The organism is Aquamicrobium defluvii, from assembly GCF_004363725.1.
Classification (GTDB): domain Bacteria; phylum Pseudomonadota; class Alphaproteobacteria; order Rhizobiales; family Rhizobiaceae; genus Mesorhizobium; species Mesorhizobium defluvii.
On the sequence record NZ_SNZF01000026.1, the window covers coordinates 1 to 24,497 of the forward strand.

The window sequence follows — 24,497 nt, forward strand, 5'->3', positions numbered from 1 at the left end:
CCAGAACTCTCCTGCCATGATCCAAACTCCAGCGTTTTCCAGCTTGAATCATGAAAGCTTAAACCAATCAACATCCTGATTGGGTTTCGTGCCTAGAGGCTTTCATCGACCCGGACCGACAGGATGCGCGGATCGGTGAGAACCTGATGCCGCTCGACATTGCGAAAACGTTCCGTCCCCGGCATCTGGCCGACGATCGCCATATGGGGCCTGCTCGTGCGTCAGAGGGGGAGGAGGGTATCCCCACCGACGGTAAACCCGCAGCCGACCATGGCAATAGGCGCGGCGGTCATGACGAAGCTCATCGACCCGTAGGAGACCATTCCTGCCGCCACCGCGAGCGCAAAGCGCGGCGTGAGAAGAATCTCCCGAAGGGGACCGCCATCGCCTGTCGACGTCCTGGCCTGTGCGATCTTCGGGGTGCGCAGCATTGCCAGCACGGGAAGCGCCAGCAGCGCCAAAGCCGCCTGGCTGAGAAAACTGCCCGCGAAGAGCGCAGCCGGCAGCGCGTCGCGCGTCCAGATGACCGGCTGCGGCCCGATGACGGCGGCGATCAGACCGCCGATCATCACAAGCGAGATCGCCCTGGCCTTGAAACTGTCGGAGGCCGCGTCCGTCGCGGCGAAACGATAGCTCTGGACATAGGCGCCATAGAAACCGGCGAGAAAAGTGCCGAGGCAGAAAATCACGAATGCCGCAGCGATGACGCCCAGCGTCGCAACGAGACCCGAGATGATACCGATCCCCGCGCCGAACAGATATCCGGTCCGGCGTCCGAAATGACGCGTGACAATCGCGGCCGGGATCGTTCCGAGCGCAAGCCCGAGATTGTAGAGGCTGACCGGCAAGGTCACGAGCGCGGGATTCGGCGACAACGCCTGACCGACGATGCCGCCAAGCGAAATGATGATCGGCGGGCTGGCCGCCCCCCAATGCCTGTGCGACTGTCAGGATGAATACGTTCCTGCGTGCAAGCGCATCCACCGGCATCGATATCCCCTGTCAGTTGTGATCCGCCTTGGGCCGCCTGGTGATCCGGTTCCGCGCGAATGGCGCATCAGAGGCTGCCGCTTTCCTTGCCACGCGTGGTTCGCAGAAAGACTTGTACAGACTGGACAGCACATTGCGCGCCGCTTCGCTCTCGATCCGGTACCAGATCGTCTGGCCGTCCCGGCGGGCGGCAATCAGCCGGTCGCGGCGCAGCAGAGCCAGATGCTGGGAGACAGTCGAATCGCGGATGCCAAGATATTCCGCAAGCTGCCCGACCGACTTCTCGCCGTCGATGAGCTGGCACAGGATGAGGAGGCGGTGCCGGTTGGCGAGCGCCTTCAGCAGTTCGCTGGCATCGTCGGCAGCCGCTTCAATGGCTTCAAGATCAATTTTCATTGTTGCGAATCTACGATAATTTGAATATATATGTCAACGACAAATGTCCGCGCCGGCGACACTCGCCGTCACGATGTTGCGGAGATCAGGACCATGAAAGCCGGTGACCATAACGTCGTCTGTCCTCACTGCGCGGCAGTGAACCGGATTGCTGCCGGGCGCGACGCCCGGCCTGCCCGCTGCGGATCGTGCAAGCAGAAGCTTTTCGAGGGCCATCCCGTCGATGTGGATGGGCATATGTACGATCGCCAGGTGACACGAAACGACATCCCCGTTCTCGTCGATGTCTGGGCGCCGTGGTGCGGGCCCTGCCGGATGATGGCGCCAGCCTTTGCCCAGGCGAGCGCAGAACTTGAACCCCATGTCCGCCTGATCAAGCTCAACTCCGACAGTGAGCCGGAGGTCGCGGGACGACTCGGCATCCGCGGCATCCCGACCATGATCCTGTTCCGGGGCGGCAAGGAGCTTGCACGAACGTCCGGCGCCATGACGGCCAGGCAGATTTTTGACTGGACGCAAAGACATCTGGGCACCGTGGCCTAGAAAGGGAGCAAAATCCACCATCGGCACGACGCGCAAAAGAACGCAATGGCCTTTGAACCGAGGTGTATGATGAACAGACGAGAACTACTTCTTGGCGCCGGTGCCGCTGGTGCGCTCAGCGCGCTCGGAGCGTCTTCAACCCGTGCCCAGGTGTCGTCGGCGCGCGCCCGCATCGTCATTGCCGGCGCGGGTGCGGCCGGCCTTTCACTAGCGTCCAGATTGTCGCGACAGATGGAAAACGCGACCATCACAATCATCGACGCCAAGCGCGCACATCATTTCCAGCCGGGCTACACCCTGATCGGGGCAGGTCTCTGGCAACCGTCGGACGTGACCTTCCGGAACGCCGATTTCATCCCCTCCGGCGTCGAATGGATCGAGGAAAGCGTGACGGAGTTCGATCCCGACGCCAACCGCGTTGCGACCGCATCGGGTCGCGTTGTGGATTACGATTTCCTGTTTGCGGCAACCGGCCTTGTGCTGGATTATCGCCGCATCGACGGTATGGACGAGTCGCTGATCGGGAAAGACGGCATTGCGTCGATCTATGCAGGGCCCGATGCGGCCGCCGCCTCGTTCCGGGAAATCGAAAGCTTCGTCGACAAGGGCGGCGTCGGCCTGTTCGGCCGTCCATCTTCGGAGATGAAATGCGCCGGCGCGCCGCTCAAGATCACCTTCATCGCAGACGACAGGGCGCGTCGCAAGGGGCGGCGCGGCAATGTGGAGTTGATCTACAACGCACATGCCGGCACGGTGTTCGCAGTTCCACCGGTCAACGACAAGGTCAGGGAGATGTTTGCCGCACGCGACGTCGCAGTGAACTACAACCATGTTCTGACAGCGATCGATCCCGGCGCGAAGAAGGCGACCTACCGGACCGAGAGCGGTGATGTCACCCTCGACTATGACTTCATCCACGTGGTTCCACCCATGCGCGCCCCTGACGCCATCATCAACAGCCCCTTGCCCTGGCAGGAGGGTGCGCTTGCCGCGGATGGCTGGATCGAGGCAGACAAGACGACGCTTCGCCACCCGCGCTTTGCCAATGTCTTCGCTGTTGGAGACGTCGCCGGGGTTCCCCGTGGCAAGACGGCAGCCAGCGTCAAATGGCAGGTGCCTGTGGTCGTGGACAATCTGGTTGCCGAAACGGCCGGCCGCGAGCCGACCGCAACCTATAACGGCTACACATCCTGCCCGATGGTCACCGCATACGGCAAGGCGATGCTGATCGAGTTCGACTATGACGGCACCCTTATCCCCTCATTCCCCTTCATCGATCCGCTCGGGGAACGCTGGATCTCGTGGTTGATCGAGGAGAAGGGGCTCAAGGGAGCCTACCGCGCCATGCTGCGCGGACGCGCGTGAGGAGCAAGGACAAATGGCTGACTTCGATCCTGTGACGCTTTATTTCATTCTCTATGAAAGCCTGGGCGCCTGGCTCTTCGCCCTCGCCGGTGCGGCATTTCTCCTGCTTGTCGGCGTGATCGTGACGGCTCTGCGCCTGCGCCGTGCGGATCGTCCGGCCAGAAAGCCGGTCATGGCGGCGATCGCGGCAACGGTCCTTGCGACGGCCGTATTCTTCTTCATGGTTCCTGGCTGGACGCTCGCCGGCATCGATGCGTTGAGCGGCGCGGTCGACATTCTGTTCGCCACTCTGCTTGCCCTCGTGCCGGGTATTGCGGCCGGGGCAATCGTGTTCATGCTCGCGGCGGGCCGTTGTGCGGCGAGGAGCGTGAGACACCCGGTCGCGACCTGACGAAACCTCCACCGCGCCAAAACGCGGGCCGGGGCGACAGGAAAGATCGACGCACCGGGGTGCGGCAGGTCATCCCCTCCGACCTGCGGCACCCCGATTGCTAAAGGCTGGCGACGGGACCCGACAGATGATGCCGCGAACTCCCGAACCACCTTTACGACGACCCGGAGAATCTTCCTGATGGGGATACAGATGCCGTCAGCGCGCACTTTTCTTCTTGCGATCGCTGCTGGCGGTCTGGCCGTTGGAACACTCGCCTGGATCGCCGGTGAAGCATGGTCCGGATGGGCATGGTCGGCGGGAACGGCGATCGTGCTGACCGGGCTGATCGTGGAAATCGTCACCAGCCTGCGCCGTGGCGAAGTCGGTCTGGATATTGTCGCGGCCCTGTCCATGTCGGCCGCACTCGCCTTCGGCGAACTGCTGGCAGGCAATATCGTCGCGCTGATGTATGCCGGTGGACAGTTTCTGGAGGGTTATGCCGCGGGACGCGCCCGCCGCGAAATGTCGGCCTTGCTCGGCCGCGTCGCACGTGAAGCCAGCCGCTATGTGGATGGCAGGCTGGAGATCGTGCCGATCGACACTATCCTGCCAGGAGACCGCATCCTCGTACGTCAAGGCGAAGTCGTGCCGGTCGACGGAACCCTGCTTTCCGATACGGCCATCCTCGACCGGTCCGCACTGACCGGAGAAAGCCTTCCTGCCCGGCTCCAGGAGGGTGACGAGGTGTTGAGTGGCGCGACAAATGCCGGCGCACCGTTCGATTTGCACGCCGTCCGTCCGGCGGCAGAAAGTACCTACGCCAACATCGTCCGGCTGGTCCGGCAGGCACAGGAACGGAAGGCGCCGATCGTACGCATCGCCGACCGCTATGCCATCTGGTTCTTGCTCCTGACCGTTCTGATCGCGGGCGCGGCCTGGTGGGCGACAGGCGACAGGATCCGCGCACTGGCCGTGCTCGTGGTGGCCACGCCCTGCCCGCTGATCCTCGCCTTGCCCGTCGCCATCATCGCCGGCATGTCGCGTATGGCCAGGGAAGGCGTCCTCATCAAGGATGGCGGCGCACTCGAAACCCTGGCGAAGGTGAAAACGGCGATCCTCGACAAGACAGGCACACTTACCTTCGGCGAAGCACGCATCATCACCATGAGAACAGTGGAAAGCCGGGATGCCAACGAAATGCTGCGTCTGGCAGCGTCGCTGGATCAGGCGTCCGGCCATGTGATAGCGCAGGCACTCGTGAAGGAAGCGCATCACAGGCACCTCCCCTTGTCACCGCCTTCCGGGGTGCGCGAAATCGGGGGAACCGGGATTCACGGTCGCGTCGAGGGTCGCGACATTGCGGTCGGCGGCAGTCGATTTATCCGTGAACTCGTCAGGGATCGCGATCCCTATGCGTTGCGCGCGGATCTTCCTGAGGGAAGCGTGGTCGTTGCGGTCGCGGTGGATGGGGCGCTTGCCGGCATCATCGTCCTTGCCGACGACCTCAGACCGGATGCGGCTGCCATGCTGGAGGCACTCACGGAATCGGGGATCGACAGGATTGTGATCGCTTCCGGTGACCGTCAGGATGTCGTGGATGCCGTTGCCGGCCAGCTTTCGGTCGCGCCGGCCTACGGAGAGCTGACGCCGGAGGAAAAAGTCGAAGTCGTGGCGCAGGAGGCAGCACGCGCGCCGGTCCTCATGGTGGGCGATGGCGTCAATGACGCCCCGGCGCTCGCCAGCGCCGCAGTTGGTGTTGCCATGGGAGCCCGCGGCTCGGCGGCTTCCGCCGAAAGCGCCGACGTCGTACTGCTGGTCGACCGCATCGACAGGCTGGCGGTCGCGGTGCGTGCCGCCCGGCGAACACGCCGCATCGCTCTCGAGAGCGTCCTGGCGGGTCTGGGCTTATCGGTCGTTGCAATGGTCTTCGCCGCGTTCGGCTACCTTCCTCCGGTCGCCGGAGCTTTTTTGCAGGAGGCTATCGACGTCGCAGTCATCGTGAATGCACTGCGCGCGTTGCGATGAGGCTTGCTGTTTTCGACACTCATCAATGTCGTCCTGGCCGGCGTCATGAAGTGGATGAAGCGATTGTTTTGAGCTCCCACAGGCGCCGGAATTCAGGCAGGATCCAGTTTCCCGCATTTGCTTCACAGCTGTTCGATCCGCGGTTGATGGTGCACTCCTCTCTTTGGAATGGAAGGAGGGCCCGTGGGACAAGCTCGTCACGGAAGCGCCACGACGACACACGCCGTCAGAGCTGCAACAACGCGATCCCAGGCTTCGCTCGCGTAGCTGAGCCGCGAACTGGGCATCAACCCGAAAACGGTGGCGAAGTGGCGGAAACGTCCGACGCCCGAGGACATGAAGATAGGGCCGACGGAAAAACGGCATGGGAATTGCTCGAACACATTCTGGCGGCCATTCCCTGCAGATCCACGCGATCCCGACCGGTAATGGCATCCCGTTCGCGGAGCGTCCCGGAACCGCAGCACCATCTGCTCCACAGACATGCGCTCCGCATGAATGCGATGTTCGGCCTTGTGAAACCCGGTACGGCACCGACCGCCGCTTGCAGCCATCAGTGCGGACAGATCCTTGAGACCCTCAGGGGAAACACCGCCAGGCTCTGCAAATTGCAGATCGGTCCGCTCAAGTGGCATCGCCGGTTCTTCATATCTCGCTTTCGGCCAGAATGCTGCTTTTTGCGCCGGTGAAACGCCGGGGACTGAGTGCGGAGATGTCCGTTTCGGAGAATCCGCGCGCAATCAGTTCGCTCAGGACGGCACCGACAGCGGGCGCCATCTGGAAGCCGTGGCCGGAGAATCCGAAGGCGTGATAAAGATTGGCGCGGCGCGGCGACGGGCCGAGGATCGGCAGGCCGTCTTCACAATGGCCTTCCACACCGGTCCATGAGCGAATGACCGCGATGTCCCTGAGCGACGGGACCAGGTCGCCTGCCAAACCCACCGTTTCGGCAAAGACGCGATCGCTTGGACTGCTGCGATGGCAGTTCGGGTCCAGAATGCCGCGCCCGCCGCCGAAGATCACATTGCCACGCGGAATCTGGCGCAGATAGAGACCTCCCGTCACCATGCCCAGCACGGCATCTATGATGTAGGGAACCGGCTCGCTGACGAACATTTGCGGCGCAACCGCTTCCACGGGGGCTTCGTCGCCATAATACCGGGCGAAATGGCGCCCCCACGCGCCTGCCGCATTTACCAGCACCGCAGCGCGTATGCGCCTGCGGGAATGCAGCGTCACTTCGAATTCGTCGCGCGCATCTTCAACGGTAGTGGCACCATCCCCCTGAATGACAACGGCCCCTTCCGCTCCCGCCCGCAGCGCGAAAGCGGGCGCGGCGAGCCGTGGATTGGCGTGGCCGTCGCCCGGACAGAAAGACGCACCGAAGCTGCTGGTGTTCAGCCAGGGGAAATTCGCGCGCAATGAAGTGCGATCATGCAGCACGACGGGAATGCCATGCTCCGCACCGAAGCTGCTCCATTGTTCGAGAACGGCCATCTCGGCTTCACTGCGGGCAATCTTGAGATGGCCGGTCGGCATGAATTCACAGTCATTGCCGACCAGCGTGCCCATATTGCGCCATATATCGAACGCGCGCGTCGAAAGCGGCAGTTCGAGCACGTTGCGCCCATGACGGCGCACACCGCCGAAATTCGCGCCGCTGGCATGAGCGCCGATCCTGTCACGCTCGACAAGGACCACGGATTTGCCGGCCCGCACCAGATGAAGAGCGGTGGAACAGCCGACAAGTCCGCCGCCAATAATGCAGACATCGCATTGCATGATGTCGCTCACGGCGCGGCCTTTCTCTGGAACCGGGCACCGATCAGAGGCTTGAGAGGGATTTGCCCTCTGATGCTGCCGACATCGGAAATTTCGACCCCGGTTTCAGCCGCCAGAACTTCCATGGCGGCAGAGCCGCACAGCCGACCCTGACAACGCCCCATTCCACAGCGGGTAAGGGCCTTGAGCTGGTTCAGTTCGGAAATCTGCCATGAGGATATCGCGGCGCGAACTTCCTCCACGGTGACGTTCTCGCACCTGCAAAGCACCGTATCGCCGGCAAGCTCGGGGACCTGGTAGGGAAACGCCCTTTCCAGACCGGAACGGAACCTTTCAGCCCGCGCCAGATGCGCCAGAAGCCGCTGCCTTCTTGTCTGTGGCACCGTGTGTCCAAGATCTTCCAATACGGCGAATGCTGCCAGTTCCCCGGCCGCTTCGGCAGCGTCCGCGCCCCGGATGCCGGAAGCATCGCCTGCGATATAGACATGTTCCGTACTGCTTCGGCCCATGGCGTCACAACGGGGAAGGTGCCACCGCGAACCGGCATGAAAACTGAACGCGCAGCCTAGAATTTCGGCAAGCTGCGTTTCCGGTTTCAGGCCCCATCCCATGCCGACGGCGTCACCGCCGATTTCGAAGCTTTTGCCGTTGCGTTTAAAGGTTACGACAAGCTGCCGGCCCCGGATCTCGATCTTTTGCGGCTTTGCGGAGCGAAAGACCGGAACGCGGCGGGCCACCAGGGCGGCGTTGTACCAGATGCCCCTGAGCAAGGTGGCGGGCTGACTGAGCAGCCGTGGAAGCGCCCCGATCTGAGCGGTAAAATCGCTGGTGTCGACAATGGCGGCAGGTTCCGCGCCCGCCTTGCAGTACTGATATGCAACCAGATACAGCAGCGGGCCAGTGCCGATGAATACTGGCCGCTTGCCGATGAGGCAGGCCTGCCCTTTGAGCACCACCTGTGCGCCGCCCAGAGAATATACACCGGGCAGCGTCCAGCCCGGAACCGGCACGATGCGGTCCATGGCGCCGGTGGCAAGGATAACCTTGTCGAAAGCCAGTTCCGTATTCCCCGCAGGCCCGGACAGCAGCAGCCGCTTTTCCCTTGCCCCCCATACGAGCGTTTCCGGACGATAGTCGATGCTGGTGCGCAGGCGGGAAAAACTCTCATGCAATGCAAGCGCCTTGCGGGCTTCGGAGCCATAGAGCTGTCTGGCCGGCCGGCGCAGGCTTTCCGGCGGCTGCCGGTAGATCTGGCCACCTGCCAGGGGCGCCTCGTCGATCAACGCCGCGCTCAGGCCGGCGCGCAGCAGCGTTTCCGCAGCACGCATGCCCGCCGGTCCGGCGCCTATGATTGCGATGCGCGAAGATGGTTTTTCAGAAAGCTCAGACATTGATTGCCGGCTTTCTGACAATGGCCATTCCCGAGCGCACAGGTGTCGTGCAGGCGCGCAGACGCTGTCCGTCGGCAAGTGTCACCCAGCAATCCTGACATGCGCCCATGGCGCAGAACCCGGCACGCGACCCGGCATCGAACTCATGTGTCCTGACCCATCCATCGTGTCTCATCAGGGCGGTGAGAAGGGTATCGCCTTCTCTCGCCTCGACCGAAACGCCGTCGACAAGCAGGGTAAGCTTTTGCCGGTCGTTTTCCGATATGCTGTGAAAGCGGGGGCTGTACATTGGCCTGCTGGAAAATCGATGTGTGAAAACCACCGGCCGGCGCCGCAAACCGCCAGTGGCGGCCTGGCGGTTTTGCCGGTTGCCGGTGGTCATTGGCCGGAGATAGCGGCTGACGGCGCGAGCCAGCCGCGATTTCCTCAGAAGGAGTAGCCGTAGAGTTTCTCGGCGGCCTCGCGGCTGATGAAGTCGGCCTCGATGTCGCGGCGGACCTTTTCGCGGTCGCGCTCTAGCGGATTGCCATAGCCGCCGCCGCCGGGGCTGATATGCGTCACCACATCGCCTGTGTTGAGGAATTCCACATCGCCGATTGCATATTCGAGCTTGCGCTCAGCGGGCGTTCCGCGATTGATGTACCAGCCGCCGCCGTTGCCCGCCATTCCGCCCATCATGCCCTGTGGCGGGATGACGGATTTCTGCGAGGTGTGGTGGAAGAGCGGGTTCTTGCCGAGCACCTTGTATTCGAGCACCTGACCGAGACCGCCGCGCCAGTATCCCGCGCCGCCGCTGTCCTGCGAGAACTCCCGGCGCAGATAGAGGACGGGGGCTTCGATCTCGGTCGCTTCGATCGGCGGGATCGGGCAGTTGGTGACATGGCAGGACATGACATTGAGGCCATCTGCCCGTGAGGTCGCGCCGATGCCGCCCGGCACCACCTCGGAAGCCACACCGATTTCACCGGTTTCGAGATGCGGCGCCACCACGGAGTTGTAGAGGCAGCCGCAACTGTCGGCCATGGACCGCTCCGGCACAGCCTGTGCCATCGCCCCCATGATAAGGTCGACGATGGAATGGCAGACGATCATGCGCTGGAAGCAGGCGGCCGGAAGCTGGGCATTCACCAGGCTGCCGGGCGGCGCAATGATGGTGATCGGCTGCGAGCAGCCCTCCGTATTGGGGATGGTCGGGTCCGTAATGCACTTCATCACATAATAGGTCGCGGCCATGGTCGCGGAGAGCGGTGCATTGATCGGGCCGTCGATCTGCGGATCGGTGCCTGTATAGTCGAAGGTGATGCTGTCGCCCTCGACGGTCATGGTCAGGCACAGATTGTAAGGTCCGCCCTTGGCGCCGTCGTCGAGGATCTTTTCCTCATGACGATAAACGCCGTCCGGTATGGCGGCGATTTCGGCGCGCGTGCGCACCTCCGACTGGCGGATCAGTTCGTCGAAGCAATCGAGCACGGTGTCCGTGCCGTAGCTGTCGAAGATCTTCTGCATCTCCTCCGCCCCCTTCTGGATCGCCGACATCTCCGCGATGAGGTCGTTTTCCAGAATGAGCGGAACGCGCGTATTGTTGAGCACAAGCGCCATCAGGGACTGGTCGAGCTTGCCTTCCCGCATCAGCTTGAGCGGCGGAATGCGCAGGCCCTCCTGCCAGATCTCCACGCCCCATCCGCGCGTTCCCATCCACATGGCGCCGATGTCCATATGGTGAGTGTTGAGCGCGGTGAAACCCACCAGCCTTTCGCCGGAAAATACCGGGTAGAAAGCGATGATGTCGTTGGTGTGGTGCGAGGATTTGGACTCGCCGCCCGCATAGGGGTCGTTGGTGATGACAACATCGCCCGGGCGCCAGGTGTCGGCAGGGTAGTAGTGCTCGAGCACCGTCTTGAGCGTGATGCCGATGCAGTTGAGGTGAATGGGAATGGAGGCGCTTTCCGCCAGAAGACGCGCCTGCCCGTCGAACAGAGCGGCGGAGCAGTCTTCCATCTCCTTGATGATATACGACGTTCCTGCCCGGATCATACGGCGCGATATCTGCTCCGCAATCATGGTCAGACCGTTACGGACGATTTCCAGCGTGATCGGATTGACGCCCGAACGTCCGGCGGAGCCTTCACTGCGGGGCTTTACATTGGCTGCAATAGTCATCTGAACCACCTTGCCGAAATCAGTTCGCGTTCCTGACGATGTGCGCGTGGCGCGCCTCGTCCCAGGTGATCGTCCACCCGGCTGGAACAATGCAGGTTGAACCCGGATATTCGATAATTGCGGGTCCGTTCGCAGTCTGGCCGGCGGCAACCTGAACAAAGCGGTAGACGGGCCATTCCTGCGCATCGGTGCTGGTGCCGAAGATCACCGGGCGCGTGGCGACAGGCTGGGCAGCACCTTCCCGCTTCTCCGACGCCGGCCACGGGTTTTCCGGCAGGCCGCCGATTGCGGTGGCGCGCAGGTTGACGATCTCGATGCCGTGATGGTCGAGCCGGTAGCCGTAGACGCGCTCATGCTCGGCATGGAAAGCTTCGGCCATCTTGTCGAACAACGCACTGTCGAGGGCGGTGGAAGGAACCGGCAGGGTCAGCTCATAAGCCTGGCCGCGATAACGAAGGTCCAGCGCCCGCAGGATCTGGCCGTCATGCGCATCCTGCCTGTCGAGGCTTTCCTGTGCTTCGGCAACCAGAAGCGCGAAGTCCGCTTCCATGGCATCTGCGTCGACCGACGTCAGCGGCGCTACCCTGGTGCGCACCAGATCGTGACGGATTTCGGCCGAGAGCAGTCCTGACGCCGACACATTGCCGGGCGCGGCGGGAATGAGCACGCGCTCGATGCCGAGCGCACCGGCAAGCGATACGGTGTGCAGCGGGCCGGCGCCGCCGAAACCCATCAGCGTGAAATCGCGCGGGTCGATGCCGCGCTGGACCGATACCAGCTTGATGGCGTTGACCATGTGCGATTCCGCCACCGCAAGGATGCCGAGAGCGGCCTGCTCCACACTCATCCCCAGCGGCCCGGCGATCTTCTCCTCGATTGCCTGACGCGCCATATCCAGCCGCAGTTCGCGTTCGCCATTGAGGAAGAAGTCGGCGTTCAGGCGGCCGCAAACCAGATTCGCATCGGTGATGGTCGGGTTTTCCCCGCCCCTGCCATAGCAGACCGGACCCGGCACGGAGCCGGCACTCTGCGGACCGACCTTGAGGCCACCGGCCGGATCGATCCAGGCGATAGAGCCGCCGCCGGCACCGATGGTGACGAGGTCCAGCATCGGCAGAAGGATCGGATAGCCGGCGAGATCTCCCCGCGTGGTGGAATAGGGCTTGCCTTGCGAAATCAGCGCCACGTCGGACGAGGTTCCGCCCATGTCGAAGGTGATGGCATTTTCAATGCCGGCCGCGCGCGCGATGGCGTTGCCGCCGACGATGCCTGCGACCGGTCCGGAATGCGTCACCGCAGCAGGCAGGTTCTTGGCCAGCTCGAAGCTCATCACGCCGCCATTGCCGCGCATGATGAACGGCACATGCTCGATGCCCTGTCCGGAAAGGCGGGCGGCAAGCTGGTCGAGGTGAGCGGTCATCGGCGCAACGACGAACGCGTTGAGCGCGGTGGTCGAGGTCCGTTCGTATTCGCGGAATTCACGCGCCACGTCGCTGGACAGCGAAACCGGAATGTCCGGGCATTCTTCAGCGGCGATTGCCGCGATGCGCTGCTCGTGTTCCGGGTTCGCGTAGGCGTTCATCAGGCAGATTGCGATGGCCCGCACATTCTGGCCAAGCAGCTTGCGAAGCACGGAACGCACGTCATCTTCGTTCAGGGGCGCGACGATGTTGCCCTTGTAGTCGATGCGTTCGCTCACGCCATGGCGCAGCTCGCGCGGAACCAGCGGAGGGAGAGGACGCCAGTGGATGTCGTAGATGTTGGGCTTGCGGACAGCGCGGCCGATTTCCAGAACGTCGCGAAACCCGCCCGTTGTGACGAGGCCGATGCGGACGCTTTTGCGCTCCACGATGATGTTCGTGATGAGGGTCGTGCCATAATAGAAGGAGATGTCGGCAGAGCTGTCCGCATAGCCGTTTTCTCCCATGATACGCCGGACGCCATCCAGAATGCCGATCGACAGATCGTCCGGCGTGGTGGGTACCTTCAGCGTATGAAATTCGCAGGCGCTTCTGTCGAGAAGCACGATATCTGTGTGGGTGCCGCCAGTGTCGACGCCAATACGAAGCGTCATCGAGATGTCCTCCCTTTAAGCCCTCTTGTGCAGCCGGTTACCGGTGCATCCATGCAAGATTTGAGCTTATGTGCGTATTGCGCACATATGTACGCTTAACGCACGTATTGGCTATGATACTCTCGCGCGGCTGTCAAGCACCGCCGGAGCCATTCTTTTGCCTTTGCATTGACAGCCTGCACCTCCCGTCTATGTTCCGGTTCGGTTTGCCGGCCTGAGATAAATGCTCTGTATTTATCGGCGTTTTTGGGAGTGGCGATTGGACGAGGAACACGAAGGCAAGTCGCCTGAACGGCGGGATTTTATCCACTCCCTTGAAAAGGGGTTGTCGGTCATCCGCGCCTTCGACCGGGACCATTCCCATATGACGCTGAGCGATGTCTCGCGGCGCACCGGCCTGACCCGCGCTACGTCGCGCCGCCTTCTTCACACGCTGGTCGCCACTGGCTATGCGCGCACCGACGGGCGCCTGTTCGAGCTTTCCCCGCGTGTGCTTGAGCTTGGATATTCGTACCTTTCCTCCTTCGGTATTGCCGATGTGGCTGAGGTCTACATGGAAGATGTCACCCGCCAGGTCGGCGAGGGCTGCTCCCTCGGTGTGCTGGATGAAGGTGACGTCATCTGTGTGGCGCGTGTTGCAACGGGCCGGGTGATGACGGAATCGCTTGCTGTGGGCATGCGGCTGCCGAGCTTCACCAGCACGGCCGGACAGGTTCTGCTGGCGCAACTGAGCGATGCCGAACTCGATGCTATCTGGGAATTGCAGGCGCTTCGCGATCCGCAATCTCTTCCCGGCGACAGGCAGGCTTTCATGGACAGGCTCGAAAACGTGCGCCTGCATGGCTATGCGATCGTCGATGAGGAATTCGAGCGCGGAATGCGCTCGATAGCGGTTCCCATCCACAACCGGCGCAACAAGGTCATCGCGGCGATGAGCGTTGGCGCGCATGCCGGCCGTGTTTCCGTGGAAACGCTGCTTGAAACGGTGCTTCCAGTTCTGCGCGGCGCTGCGCGCGACACCGAGCGCGCCATCGGCAATTTCTAGGACATTTGCAATGGTGCGGCCTTGTCTGGCTTCGCGGGTGCCAGCCAAAGCAAACCCCTGAGCCGATGAAACGGCGCTCTTGAGAGCGCCGTTGCCTCAGAGGTGGCAGCTCATTTCATCGCGTCGACGCCCGTTCGGTCGCCCCTGCGGCGTGCCGATTCGTGCTTCGCTGACGTTTCCAGCCAGTCCTTCTTTCTGAAAGCCGCAGCCTCCCTTCGCTTGCGGGCCGGCTTGCATATTGACACGCCGGATCATTATCACTTAGATGTGCGTGTTGCGCACTTATGTGCGGAATGCGCCCAAATAATTATAGCTGAATAAACACAATCGCATGAGCCGGGCGTGAGAGGGGATTTTCGCAATGGAAGCTGCGCCGCCGCTGCTTGAAATTGACGGCCTATCGATCGACGCCATGCTGGCGGACGGGCCGGTACGCCTTGTCGATGGCGTCACCCTCGGGCTGCGGGCCGGAGAGGTGCTGGGGCTTGTGGGAGAATCCGGCTGTGGCAAGAGCCTGCTGTCCTATTCCATCCTGCGGCTGCTGGCGCCGGGGCTGCGCATTTCCGGGGGAGATATCCGCCTGGAGGGCCGGTCGCTTGCGACGCTGCCCGAGCGCAAAATCCGCGCCATGCGCGGCAATGAGATCAGCATGATCTTTCAGGAGCCGATGACCGCGCTCAACCCTGTCTTCACCATTGGCGATCAGGTTGCCGAGGTGTTCCGCACGCATCAGCGGCTGTCGAGGCCGCAGGCACGCGCCAAAGCCGTGGAAGCGCTGGCGGCGGTCGGCGTGCCGTCACCGGAAATCCGCGTCGGGCAATATCCCGCCGATTTGTCCGGTGGCATGCGGCAGCGGGTCATGATTGCCATGGCGCTTGCATGCCGGCCGAAGATTCTGATCGCGGACGAGCCGACAACCGCACTGGATACCACCATACAGGCGCAGATACTGGAACTGATGCGCGGCCTGCAGCGCAATTTCGGAACCTCGATCGTTTTCATTTCGCACGATCTGGGCGTTGTTGCCGAAGTCGCGGATCATGTTGCCGTCCTCTATTGCGGGCGCGTGGTGGAAGAGGCGCCCGTTGCGGAACTGTTCCGGAATCCGCGTCACCCCTACACGCGCGGCCTGATGGGTGCAGTTCCGCAGCCCGATGCGGAAGACATGCCGGACGTGCTGCATGAAATCAAAGGCAATGTGCCCCGTCCGGGCCATTTGCCCGGTGGCTGCCGTTTTCATCCGCGCTGCCCGGTCGCGCGCGATATCTGCCGGATTTCGGATCCGCCGCGTGTCGCTGTCGGCGCCCAACATCACGTAGCCTGCTGGGAGGCCGCCGATGCAAGCTGAACTGCTGCGTGTCAAGAATCTGGTACGCCGCTATGAGTTGCGCTCGGGGCTTTTTTCAAGGCAGCAGCGCTATATCCATGCGGTTGACGGTGTTTCGTTCAGCCTGAACCGTGCGGAAACGCTCGGCATTGTGGGCGAATCCGGTTGCGGCAAGACCACCCTGTCGCGCGCCATGCTGCGCCTTGTCGAACCGGACGAGGGCGAGATCATCTTTCGCGGCCGCGACATCAGAAGTCTGACGAAGGAGGAACTGCGCCGGGAAAGACGGCACATGCAGATCGTCTTTCAGGACCCGTTCGGCTCCTTCAACCCGCGCATGACGGTTCGCGAGCTGATCGATGAGCCATTGAGCGTGCACAGCCGCGACAGCGCGGCGGCCCGGCTCGAGCGGGTGCGGGAAGTGATGGCGAAAGTGGGGCTGGACCCGCGCCTGTGCGACCGTCATCCGCACGAATTTTCCGGCGGCCAGCGCCAGCGTATCGGCATTGCCCGCGCGCTTGTGCTGCGGCCGGAACTGATAATCGGCGATGAGCCGGTCTCCGCGCTCGATGTTTCGATCCGGGCACAGATCCTCAACCTCATGAAGCAGTTGCAGGAAGAATCCGGCGCCAGCTTCGTCATGGTCAGCCACGATCTGGGAGCGATCAGGTTCATCTGCCATCGCGTCGCGGTCATGTATCTGGGCCGTGTTGTCGAGGAAGGGCGCACGGAAGACGTGTTTCGCGAGCCCCTGCATCCCTACACCAGAGGATTGATCGATGCCGTGCCGGTGCCAAGGCTGCGCCCCGGCAAGACACGCCAGTTGCTGACCGGCGAAATTCCTTCGCCGGTGAACCCGCCTCGTGGTTGCCATTTCCATCCCCGTTGTCCGCTCGCCCTGAAGCAGTGCAACTCGGTTGCACCCGCATTCAACGAGGTTGGCGGCGGACGACGGGTCGCCTGCCATCTTTTCGCACCGACAGGCGGCATCGACACGCCTGCACCCGTTCCGGTGGAAAAAGCCGGATTAGCGGGTCGCAGGCCGGACCAACACTGAAAACAAGGAGGAGAAAACAAATGAAATCGCTCGGGAAATGGGTGGGAGCCGCTGCTCTTGCCCTGGTCGTGGCATTGGGGGCGCCAAAACCCCTTGTGGCGCAGGAAGCGCAACTGATCGTGGCGCAGTCCGCCGAACCGGTCGGTCTCGATGCCGCGCGCAACAATCTGCAGCATTCCTTGAATGTTGCCTTCAATATTCAGGACCGTCTGTTCGATCCGCTTGAAGATGGCGGCGTCGGGCCGGGGCTCGCCGAGAGCTGGGAGTTTACCAGCAACACCACGCTGAAGGTGAAGCTGCGGGAAGGGCTGAAGTTCCACAACGGCGAAGATGTCGATGCCGAAGCGGTGAAGTTTTCGCTGGAGCGTCTGCTCGACCCGGCAATTGCTTCCCCTCATGCAGCGCGCATGCAGCAGATCACCGGCGTGCGTATCATCGATCCGCTGACGGTCGAGTTCACCACCTCGGAGCCGTTCGCCCCCATCCTGCATCTGATGTCGATCTATCTGCCGATCGTGCCTCCCAAGGCGACTGCCGGGACCGATCCTGACACCTTCAATCGCCACCCGATTGGTGCCGGCCCCTATGTCTTCGAAAAATGGGACCGTGGCGGCGACATCGTGCTGAAGGCGTTCGACGGCTACTGGGCGGGCAAGCCGGCTTATGACCGTCTGGTGTTCCGTACAATTCCCGAGGAAAGCGCGCGTGTTGCCGCATTGCTTACCGGTGAAGTCGGCCTGGTCGAGGGCATTTCGCGCAACAGCCAGGACATGATCGAGAAATCCGGACGGGGCTCGCTGACCAACAGCATGGGCATCATGAACTACATCGGCCTCAACACCTATGAGAAGCCGTTCGACGATCAGCGTGTGCGGCAGGCCCTGAACCATGGCATCAACCGCGAGCTGATCAACAAGGCGCTGTTCGGCGAGAAGGCGATCCTGACTGCGGGACCGCTCAGCCCGCGCACCTTCGGCGCTGACCTGACGCTTCAGCCCTATGCCTACGACATGGAAAAGGCGAAGGCGCTGCTGGCCGAGGCCGGCTATCCGGAAGGCTTTTCCACCACGCTCAGCTATCCGACCGACATGGTGCAGATTCAGGAGCAGGCGCAGGTTATCGCAGCCGACCTCGCAAAGATCGGCGTGAAGGTGGAGCTGCGGCCGCTGGACCGTTCCGTGATGGTGGAACAGTATCGCGCCCGCAAGCAGGACATGTATGTCTACTGGTGGGACGATAACCCCGAGCCGGACCGCTACGCCTACACGCTGTTCCACTCCAACAGCCGCGACTATTATTACAAGAACCCCGAAACCGACGCGCTGCTGGCGAAGGGCCGCTCGGCCCTCGACCGTGCGGAACGCGAGAAGATTTATCAGCAGTTCGACCGCAAGCTGTATGAGGAAGCGCCGTGGGTCTACCTCTATGTCATCCCGGTCGCGTACGGGGTTGCGCCGGATGTCCAGTATGAAGGGCGCCGGGACGGCTTCCTGTTCATGCGCTTTGCATCGCCCAAAAACGGGTAGCCGCCACTGAAACGCGGACAGCCCGGCCGGTGGCCCGGCTGTCCGCACTCCCCGGATCCGGCGCGGCTTTGCGACGGATCAGCTGGGATCATAGCGCTGTCTTTCAATCCTGCACGGAGCAGATTTTATGCTGTCCTATGTTCTGAAGCGGCTCAGCCATACTCTGCTCGTGATCGTCGGGATATCCATCGTCAGCTTCGTGTTTCTGCAGCTTTCGGGCGATCCTGTCGGGCTCATGCTGCCGCAGGATGCGACCTCGCAGCAGATCGAGGATCTGCGCCATAAACTCGGGCTCGACGATCCGGTGGTCGTTCAGTATCTGCGCTTTGTGGGAAATGCGTTGCGGGGCGATCTCGGCCGCTCGCTGTTTTCCAACGAACCGGTGGCGGCACTCATTCTCGAACGCCTCCCGGCCACGGTTGAGCTTGCGTTCTTCTCCATGGCGTTCGCACTGGTCATCGCCCTGCCGATCGGCATCGTTTCGGCACTGAAGCGCGGCACCCTGATCGATACGGCCAGCATGGTCCTGGCGCTGTTCGGTCTGTCCATGCCCCACTTCTGGCTCGGCATCATGATGATCATGCTGTTTTCGGTGCAACTTGGGTGGCTGCCTACCTCCGGCCGGGGCAGCTTCGCCCAGATCATCATGCCCGCCGCCGCCATGGGCATTTCCATGGTCGCGCTGTTTGCCCGCCTCACGCGCTCCACCCTGCTTGAGGTTCTCGGGCAGGATTATGTGCGCACCGCCCGCGCCAAGGGGCTGCCGGAATATATCGTGATCGGCAAGCATGCGCTGAAGAACGCGATGATCCCGCTTGTCACCATGATCGGCATGGAATTCGGCCTGCTGCTTGGCGGGGCCGTCATCATCGAAACGGTTTTTGCGTGGCCCGGCGTCGGCCGTCTCATCGTGCAGGCGATCATGGACCGCGATTATCCGGTGGTGCAGGGAGCAGTGATGTTGCTGTCGATGATCTTCGTGATCGTCAACCTTCTGGTCGACCTCGCCTATGGCTGGCTGGACCCCGATGTCAGCCTGCGGAGAGCAAGCAAATGAGCCATGAACAACTGGATGCAGCCGACGCCGGGCCGGCCTATAGGCGCAGGAGCGGGCCTGCGCGTGCGTGGTCTGCGCTGCACGCGCTGCTGTTGCAGAGCCCCAGCGCCTTCATAGGCGCCCTGATACTTGTGCTGATCGTTTTCGCCTGCTTCATCGTGCCCGCTCTTCTCGGGCAGGATGGCGAGGCGACCGATCTGCTCAATACATTCGTGCCGCCGGTGTGGCAGGAAGGCGGCTCGTGGGCCACGCCTCTGGGGACCGACCATCTCGGACGCGACACGCTTTCACGCATTCTGATTGGCGGGCGCATTTCGCTGACCGTCGCCTTTTGCGCTGTCGCCATGGCCCTCTCCATCGGCCTGGTGCTCGGCACGCTCTCCGGCTTCTATGGCGGCTGGATCGACAGCGTCATCATGCGCGTGGGCGATCTTTTCCTCGCCTATCCGTTTATGCTGTTGACCATTTCGGTGATTGCGCTGCTTGGACCCTCACTCACCAATCTGATCATCATTCTGGCGCTGGCCGACTGGGTGACCTATGCACGCACGGTACGCGGCAGCGTCATTGCCGTGCGCGGCAAGGAATATGTCAGGGCCGCCGAAGCGATCGGGACGCCGAACCGTACCATCATCCGCCGGCATATTCTTCCCAATACCATCGCGCCCATTCTGGTTCTGGCCACCGTGCGCGCCGCCAACTACATCATCTGGGAAAGCGGGCTTTCATTTCTGGGCATGGGCGTTCCCCCGCCGACACCGACCTGGGGGATCATGCTGGCTGAAGGACGCAACTACATACTCAATGCCTGGTGGCTGGTGACGCTGCCGGGGCTTGCGATCATGTTTACAATACTGTCAGTCAATTTGCTCGGAGACGGCCTGCGCGATGCAATGGACCCGAGACTGAAGCGAGTAGGAAAATAAGACCATGCCGTTGACCCATCCCAACCGTCCGCTGCCTGCCGCTTCCAGCAGAAGCACTGTCACGCTTTCGCGCCTTGCCAGCTATATCGGGGGCGTCTCCGTTGCCAAAATGTCGGAAGCGACCCTGCAATCGGTCAAAGACTGTGTTCTCGACTGTGTGACGGCGGCAATCGCCGGCTCGCAGGAAACCGGCGCGAGCGCCGCGCGCGCTGTGGCCGGAAGCGCCTTCGGCGCGGGCCGCAGTTCGGTCTGGTTCACAGGAGCCATGGTGCCGGCAAGCGCTGCCGTTCTGGCCAACTGCAATGCCGCCAGCATTCTCGACCTTGACGACGGCCATCGTGCCGCTACCGGCCACCCCGGCGCCGCGATCATCCCTGCCTGCCTCGCCGTGGCCGAGGAAGTCGACGCCTCGTGGGAGGAGCTGGCTGCGGCAATCGTGGTCGGATACGAGGTGGCCGTGCGGGTTGCCGCAGGGCGCGACTTCAGCCGTCTGGATACGATGTCGACCGGAAAATGGTGCAACTACGGTGTCGCGGCAGCGGTCGGCCGCCTTCGCGGTCTCGATCATGACCAGCTCGTGCAGGCGATGGCCATTGCCGGCGTGCATGGTCCCAACCAGTCGGCAGCCGGCTATTCCAAGGTGATGGGCAACCATGCAAAGGAAGGAATTCCGTGGAGCACGCTGACTGGCGTGGTGGCAGTGGATCTCGCCGCAAGCGGCTTCACAGGCCCCACCGATATTCTCGACCACCCGGCCTATTTCGAAGCGTCCAACATCGTGCGCGGTCTCGGTCGCTCTGCTGCGATCGAGCGGGTCTACTTCAAACCCTATTCCTGCTGCCGCTGGGCTCACGCGGCCATCGACGGATTGACCGACATTCTCGAACATGACGGCTTGCGGGTCGACGCGGTGGAGCACGTCGAAGTCCACACATTCGCCCGCGCTCTCAAGCTCAACAACGATGTCGATCCCGAGACACTGGAAGGCGCGCAATATTCCGTTCCCTTCGTTCTGGGCGTTGCGGCCCAGTACGGACGCGAAGCACTGCTTCCTTTGTCGGATAACCGCCTGCACGATGAGAAGGCGGTCGATTTTGCCCGTCGGGTCAATCTGTTCGTGGACCCCACGCTGGACAACCGCTTCCCCGAAACCACCGCCGCGCGCATTATCCTCAAGACCGCGACCGGGCAGCATATGCGCGAGGTGCTTTATCCGCTCGGCGATCCGGACAATCCGATGGCGCGGGACAAGCTGATGGAGAAGTTTGACGGGGCGACGCGCAGCTATGACACTGCGGACTTCAAGCCGGCCTTCGCTGCATTCGACGAAGGCGACTACTGGCCGCTTGTCACGCTGTTGCGGCAACCGCTGCGGCCGGCCGGCGCTTCCGCCTGAGCTGTCTCAAAACCACGGATCATGGATTTCGACGCCAGCGGCGCGGATGGAACTCGTCATGGCGAAGCAGACTGCCGGATTTGTCGACCACGGCCTTACCCCCGAACAGATGCGGGAAGCGGTGCGGGGGCATTATTATGAATATCCCGGCATGGACGGCGAAAAGGGGGAAATCTGGTGCTACACACGCCGCTATGCCTATCCGGCCGGCGCACGGGTCGATCTGCATATAAGCTCGTCGGCACCGCTGATCGATCTTGAGATCGCGCGTGACGGCGCCGTCGAAACGGTCGTCTGCACGCAAAGCAATATTCCGGCGCGCTGGCAGGAAACGCCCGAGGACTGCTCGATCGGGGGCTGCGGCTGGGAGGTCGCTCACAGCATCACCATTCCGCAGGACTGGCCGTCCGGCGCCTATCGCGTGACGTTGCGCGGAACCGGGCCAACCGGGGAAGAAATCGTCGGCTACCACATGTTCATCGTGCATCCGCTGCCGGGCGCCAAACCCGGCCGCATGCTGCAGGTTGCGGCCACGGGAACCTGGACCGCTTACAACACCTGGGGCGGGTCCAACCACTATCAGGGCCTTACCGGTCCGGGGAAGAACAAATATTCCCCGATAGTCAGCATCGAACGGCCATTGGCACGCGGCTTTGTCATGCTGCCGCCCGATGCGCCGCGCGTGCCGCTGGAACCTTCGATCCCGCCGGCCATGATCCCGCGCTATCCGCATATGGAATGGGCCTACGCCACTGGCCACAGCCGGAAATATGCGTCTTCCGGCTGGGCAAGCTATGACAGCCATTTTTTCCGCTGGGCCGAGCGGCAAGGCTATGCCGTGGATTTTGCAAGCCAGCACGAGCTTCATTTCATGCCCGAACTGCTGGAGGCTTACGACTGCGTGGTCTTCGTCGGGCACGACGAATACTGGACATGGGAAATGCGTGATGCTGTCGAGAGCTATGTCGCGCGCGGGGGCCGGGTGGCCCGCTTCGCCGGCAACTTCATGTGGCAGTCGCGCCTTGAGGACGAGGGCGCGCGTCATGTCTGCTACAAATACCGCGCCCGCGACGAAGACCCTGTCTATCGGGCGGCAGACAGAAGCCGCACGTCCGGCGCCTGGGAAGACCCGCATATCGGCCGGCCCGGCGCGCGGACATTCGGGCTGAACGCCACCAACGGCCTGTATGCCGGATGGGGCGGGTGTGCGCCGCGAGGCACGCGCGGCTTTCCGGTCTACCGCCCCGAGCACTGGGCGTTTGCAGGAACCGGTCTCTATTATGGCGACCAGCTTGGCGTCGACAGCCACGTTTACGGCTATGAGGTCGACGGGCTGGACTACATCATTCGAAATGGCCTGCCGGAGGCGACTCCGGACAGCGGTGCTCCCGAAGGTCTTCAGATTCTTGCGCTCGGCCTGTCGTCCCTCAAGGAAGAGAGCGCGGACGTGCCGGCGGAACATCGCTTCATGGGCGATGCAGATGCTCGTTTCGTCGCCCGCCTGCGCTTCGGCAGCGACGATGCGGAATATGTCGAGCGGGTAAAGCGCGGATGCGGAATGATCGTCAATTTCCCAATGGGAAAGGGCGAGGTCTTCCATGCAGGAAGCTGCGAATGGATTGCGGGCCTGCTGAAAGAAGACCCCATGGTCGAAAAAGTGACCATGAACGTGCTGAACAAATATCTGCGCAAGCCCGTCTGACCGGGCCTGCTTTGGCCGCAAGGATCGGATCGTTCCGGATGCGTGTCCGGCAACTTTGCCTGCGGGAAGGCGGGACCGGTGGCGCGCGGCTGCAACAGGAGGACAGTTTCCGCACACCGCTCGAAGCAGGCTGCGACAGCGCAGGCCCGCTCAAGCTTATCTGTGCAAATTGATGTTTCACGGGTGTTCCTCACCGGCCATTGACAACAGTTGCCCTTGCTGACCCGTTCAGGCTAGCGTGGGAACGGGCTTTAAGGAGTGATGGATGGCAACGAAGGAGCGCTCCTTTGTGACGAGAGTACGGGAGGCTCTGCCCCAGCTTCGACCGGCCGAACGGCGGCTAGGCGAATTCGTTTGTGATTTTCCCGGTGAACTCGCCAGCTACTCCGCGCAGGAACTGGCCATGCTGGCGCATGTCTCGAAAGCTACCGTTTCGCGTTTCATCAAGCGGCTGGGCTACGACAATTACGAGGAAGCGCGCCGGCATGCCCGCGTCGAGAAGCAAACCGGTTCGCGTCTGTTTCTCGCCTCTGCGGCGGATGCCAGCGGTGCGCAGTCGGTCGCAACACATACTGCCCAGGCAATAGCCAATCTGGAAGCAACATTCCTGATGCTGGCCGACACACAGGTAAACGCCATCGCCACCGCAATCCTTGACGCGCGCAAGGTATGGGTGGTCGGGTTCCGAGCCAGCCAGCCTTTCGCGGCCTATCTCCAGTGGCAACTTACCCAGGTCGTGGAGAACATCGTTTCCATCCCCGGCGCAGGGCAAACCATGGGCGAGCATCTGGTAAGTCTGGCTGCGGATGATGTGGTGATCGTTTTCGGCCTGCGCCGCAGGATCGCCCGCATGGACCAGATCCTCGATCAGGTCGCCAGATCATCGGCAAAGCTGCTTTACGTTACCGACGAGGGAGAGAATTTCCTTGATCGTGCAACCTGGCACATTCGTTGCCAGACATTGGCTCCCGGCCCCTTGTTCAGCCATGTGTCGGTCATGGCCGTCTGCCATCTGATCGCCAGCCGCTGCATCGAGCTGGCGGCGACCGCTGGAAGAAAGCGCCTGCGCGAAATCGAGGCGATCAACGACGCGCTGGAGGAACTCTGACCCCGATTTGGGCGGAGTGCCGGAACGATCCGGAAAAATCCCGGCTGAGATAGCCGTGTTCAATCGGGAAAACGAGCTTTATCCCCGCAAGTCAATGTAATTTATAAAGAAACTATAATTTCACAAACTTTTATGTGAAATCTCATTTCCTTTCTGCTAGGATGAGGTCACGGAAAGGCCATCAAGAGCCCTGGTCGCACAATTCCTGCGCGGACCGACCGGAATTGATTTGATCCAGAGGGAAAGGACAATCG

At 62.2% G+C, this 24,497-nt stretch carries 19 protein-coding genes and 2 pseudogenes; 14 read left to right on the forward strand and 7 right to left on the reverse strand.

The features are described from left to right. Positions 1 to 248 precede the first annotated feature (248 nt). Together DES43_RS17060 and DES43_RS17065 are read right to left on the reverse strand one after the other, a co-directional pair. Positions 249 to 990, reverse strand: a pseudogene (locus tag DES43_RS17060) (MFS transporter); the annotation flags it as partial. Positions 991 to 1,002: 12 nt separating this feature from the next. Further along, the gene (locus tag DES43_RS17065) at positions 1,003 to 1,386 is read right to left on the reverse strand and encodes an ArsR/SmtB family transcription factor (protein ID WP_051520761.1); all 384 of its coding nucleotides are present in this window, start codon (positions 1,384 to 1,386) and stop codon (positions 1,003 to 1,005) included. A 93-nt stretch (positions 1,387 to 1,479) separates the two neighbouring features. Between DES43_RS17065 and trxC the strand changes: the two genes are divergently transcribed. The 5 genes and pseudogenes from trxC to DES43_RS23395 all read left to right on the forward strand — a co-directional run. Beyond that, on the forward strand, positions 1,480 to 1,929 hold the full coding sequence (gene trxC / locus DES43_RS17070; RefSeq protein WP_035031353.1) for a thioredoxin TrxC: 450 nt from the start codon (positions 1,480 to 1,482) through the stop codon (positions 1,927 to 1,929). A 69-nt stretch (positions 1,930 to 1,998) separates the two neighbouring features. After that, entirely contained in the window at positions 1,999 to 3,294 is a 1,296-nt protein-coding gene (locus DES43_RS17075) for an NAD(P)/FAD-dependent oxidoreductase (protein ID WP_245264780.1), read from the forward strand. 13 nt (positions 3,295 to 3,307) lie between these two features. Then, on the forward strand, positions 3,308 to 3,685 hold the full coding sequence (locus tag DES43_RS17080; protein WP_035031360.1) for a DUF5368 family protein: 378 nt from the start codon (positions 3,308 to 3,310) through the stop codon (positions 3,683 to 3,685). A 192-nt stretch (positions 3,686 to 3,877) separates the two neighbouring features. Then, the gene (locus DES43_RS17085) at positions 3,878 to 5,692 is read left to right on the forward strand and encodes a heavy metal translocating P-type ATPase (RefSeq protein WP_035031501.1); all 1,815 of its coding nucleotides are present in this window, start codon (positions 3,878 to 3,880) and stop codon (positions 5,690 to 5,692) included. Between the two features lie 183 nt (positions 5,693 to 5,875). Next, positions 5,876 to 6,055 (forward strand): annotated as a pseudogene (locus DES43_RS23395) (IS481 family transposase); the annotation flags it as partial. Positions 6,056 to 6,337: 282 nt separating this feature from the next. On the opposite strand, the gene DES43_RS17095 reads toward DES43_RS23395, so the two are convergent. The 5 genes from DES43_RS17095 to DES43_RS17115 form a co-directional block, all read right to left on the reverse strand. Next, complete coding sequence (locus tag DES43_RS17095; protein ID WP_051520763.1) at positions 6,338 to 7,486, reverse strand: NAD(P)/FAD-dependent oxidoreductase; 1,149 nt, start codon at positions 7,484 to 7,486, stop codon at positions 6,338 to 6,340. Further along, a complete protein-coding gene (locus DES43_RS17100; protein ID WP_035031367.1) occupies positions 7,483 to 8,865 on the reverse strand; it encodes an FAD/NAD(P)-dependent oxidoreductase in 1,383 nt (460 codons plus the stop codon). Before DES43_RS17100 ends, DES43_RS17095 begins: the two co-directional genes overlap by 4 nt. Then, the gene (locus tag DES43_RS17105) at positions 8,858 to 9,154 is read right to left on the reverse strand and encodes a (2Fe-2S)-binding protein (RefSeq protein WP_035031370.1); all 297 of its coding nucleotides are present in this window, start codon (positions 9,152 to 9,154) and stop codon (positions 8,858 to 8,860) included. The genes DES43_RS17100 and DES43_RS17105 overlap by 8 nt, the downstream gene beginning before the upstream one ends. 137 nt (positions 9,155 to 9,291) lie before the next feature. Further along, positions 9,292 to 11,025 (reverse strand): hydantoinase B/oxoprolinase family protein, encoded by a 1,734-nt coding sequence (locus tag DES43_RS17110; protein ID WP_051520764.1) that lies wholly within the window; start codon positions 11,023 to 11,025, stop codon positions 9,292 to 9,294. Positions 11,026 to 11,044: 19 nt separating this feature from the next. Then, positions 11,045 to 13,099, reverse strand: coding sequence for a hydantoinase/oxoprolinase family protein (locus DES43_RS17115; RefSeq protein ID WP_035031373.1), 2,055 nt, complete (start codon positions 13,097 to 13,099; stop codon positions 11,045 to 11,047). Positions 13,100 to 13,358: 259 nt separating this feature from the next. On the opposite strand from DES43_RS17115, the gene DES43_RS17120 reads away from it, so the two are divergent. The 9 genes from DES43_RS17120 (at position 13,359) to DES43_RS17160 (ending at position 24,243) form a co-directional block, all read left to right on the forward strand. After that, positions 13,359 to 14,144, forward strand: coding sequence for an IclR family transcriptional regulator domain-containing protein (locus DES43_RS17120; RefSeq protein WP_035031375.1), 786 nt, complete (start codon positions 13,359 to 13,361; stop codon positions 14,142 to 14,144). A 361-nt stretch (positions 14,145 to 14,505) separates the two neighbouring features. After that, positions 14,506 to 15,492 carry an ABC transporter ATP-binding protein gene (locus DES43_RS17125; protein WP_035031378.1) on the forward strand — a complete coding sequence of 329 codons (987 nt, stop codon included), beginning with the start codon at positions 14,506 to 14,508 and terminating at the stop codon, positions 15,490 to 15,492. Beyond that, a complete protein-coding gene (locus tag DES43_RS17130; protein WP_063608095.1) occupies positions 15,482 to 16,528 on the forward strand; it encodes an ABC transporter ATP-binding protein in 1,047 nt (348 codons plus the stop codon). Before DES43_RS17125 ends, DES43_RS17130 begins: the two co-directional genes overlap by 11 nt. 20 nt (positions 16,529 to 16,548) lie before the next feature. Next, positions 16,549 to 18,054 (forward strand): ABC transporter substrate-binding protein, encoded by a 1,506-nt coding sequence (locus tag DES43_RS17135; protein WP_035031382.1) that lies wholly within the window; start codon positions 16,549 to 16,551, stop codon positions 18,052 to 18,054. 127 nt (positions 18,055 to 18,181) lie between these two features. Next, a complete protein-coding gene (gene nikB, locus DES43_RS17140; protein WP_035031384.1) occupies positions 18,182 to 19,111 on the forward strand; it encodes a nickel ABC transporter permease in 930 nt (309 codons plus the stop codon). Further along, positions 19,108 to 20,037, forward strand: a complete 930-nt coding sequence (locus DES43_RS17145; RefSeq protein ID WP_035031388.1) for an ABC transporter permease — start codon at positions 19,108 to 19,110, stop codon at positions 20,035 to 20,037. Before nikB ends, DES43_RS17145 begins: the two co-directional genes overlap by 4 nt. A gap of 4 nt (positions 20,038 to 20,041) precedes the next feature. Next, positions 20,042 to 21,433, forward strand: coding sequence for an MmgE/PrpD family protein (locus DES43_RS17150; RefSeq protein WP_051520765.1), 1,392 nt, complete (start codon positions 20,042 to 20,044; stop codon positions 21,431 to 21,433). Between the two features lie 58 nt (positions 21,434 to 21,491). Further along, the gene (locus DES43_RS17155; protein ID WP_035031402.1) at positions 21,492 to 23,135 is read left to right on the forward strand and encodes a N,N-dimethylformamidase beta subunit family domain-containing protein; all 1,644 of its coding nucleotides are present in this window, start codon (positions 21,492 to 21,494) and stop codon (positions 23,133 to 23,135) included. Positions 23,136 to 23,400: 265 nt separating this feature from the next. Next, on the forward strand, positions 23,401 to 24,243 hold the full coding sequence (locus tag DES43_RS17160) for a MurR/RpiR family transcriptional regulator (RefSeq protein ID WP_035031405.1): 843 nt from the start codon (positions 23,401 to 23,403) through the stop codon (positions 24,241 to 24,243). Positions 24,244 to 24,497 lie beyond the last annotated feature (254 nt).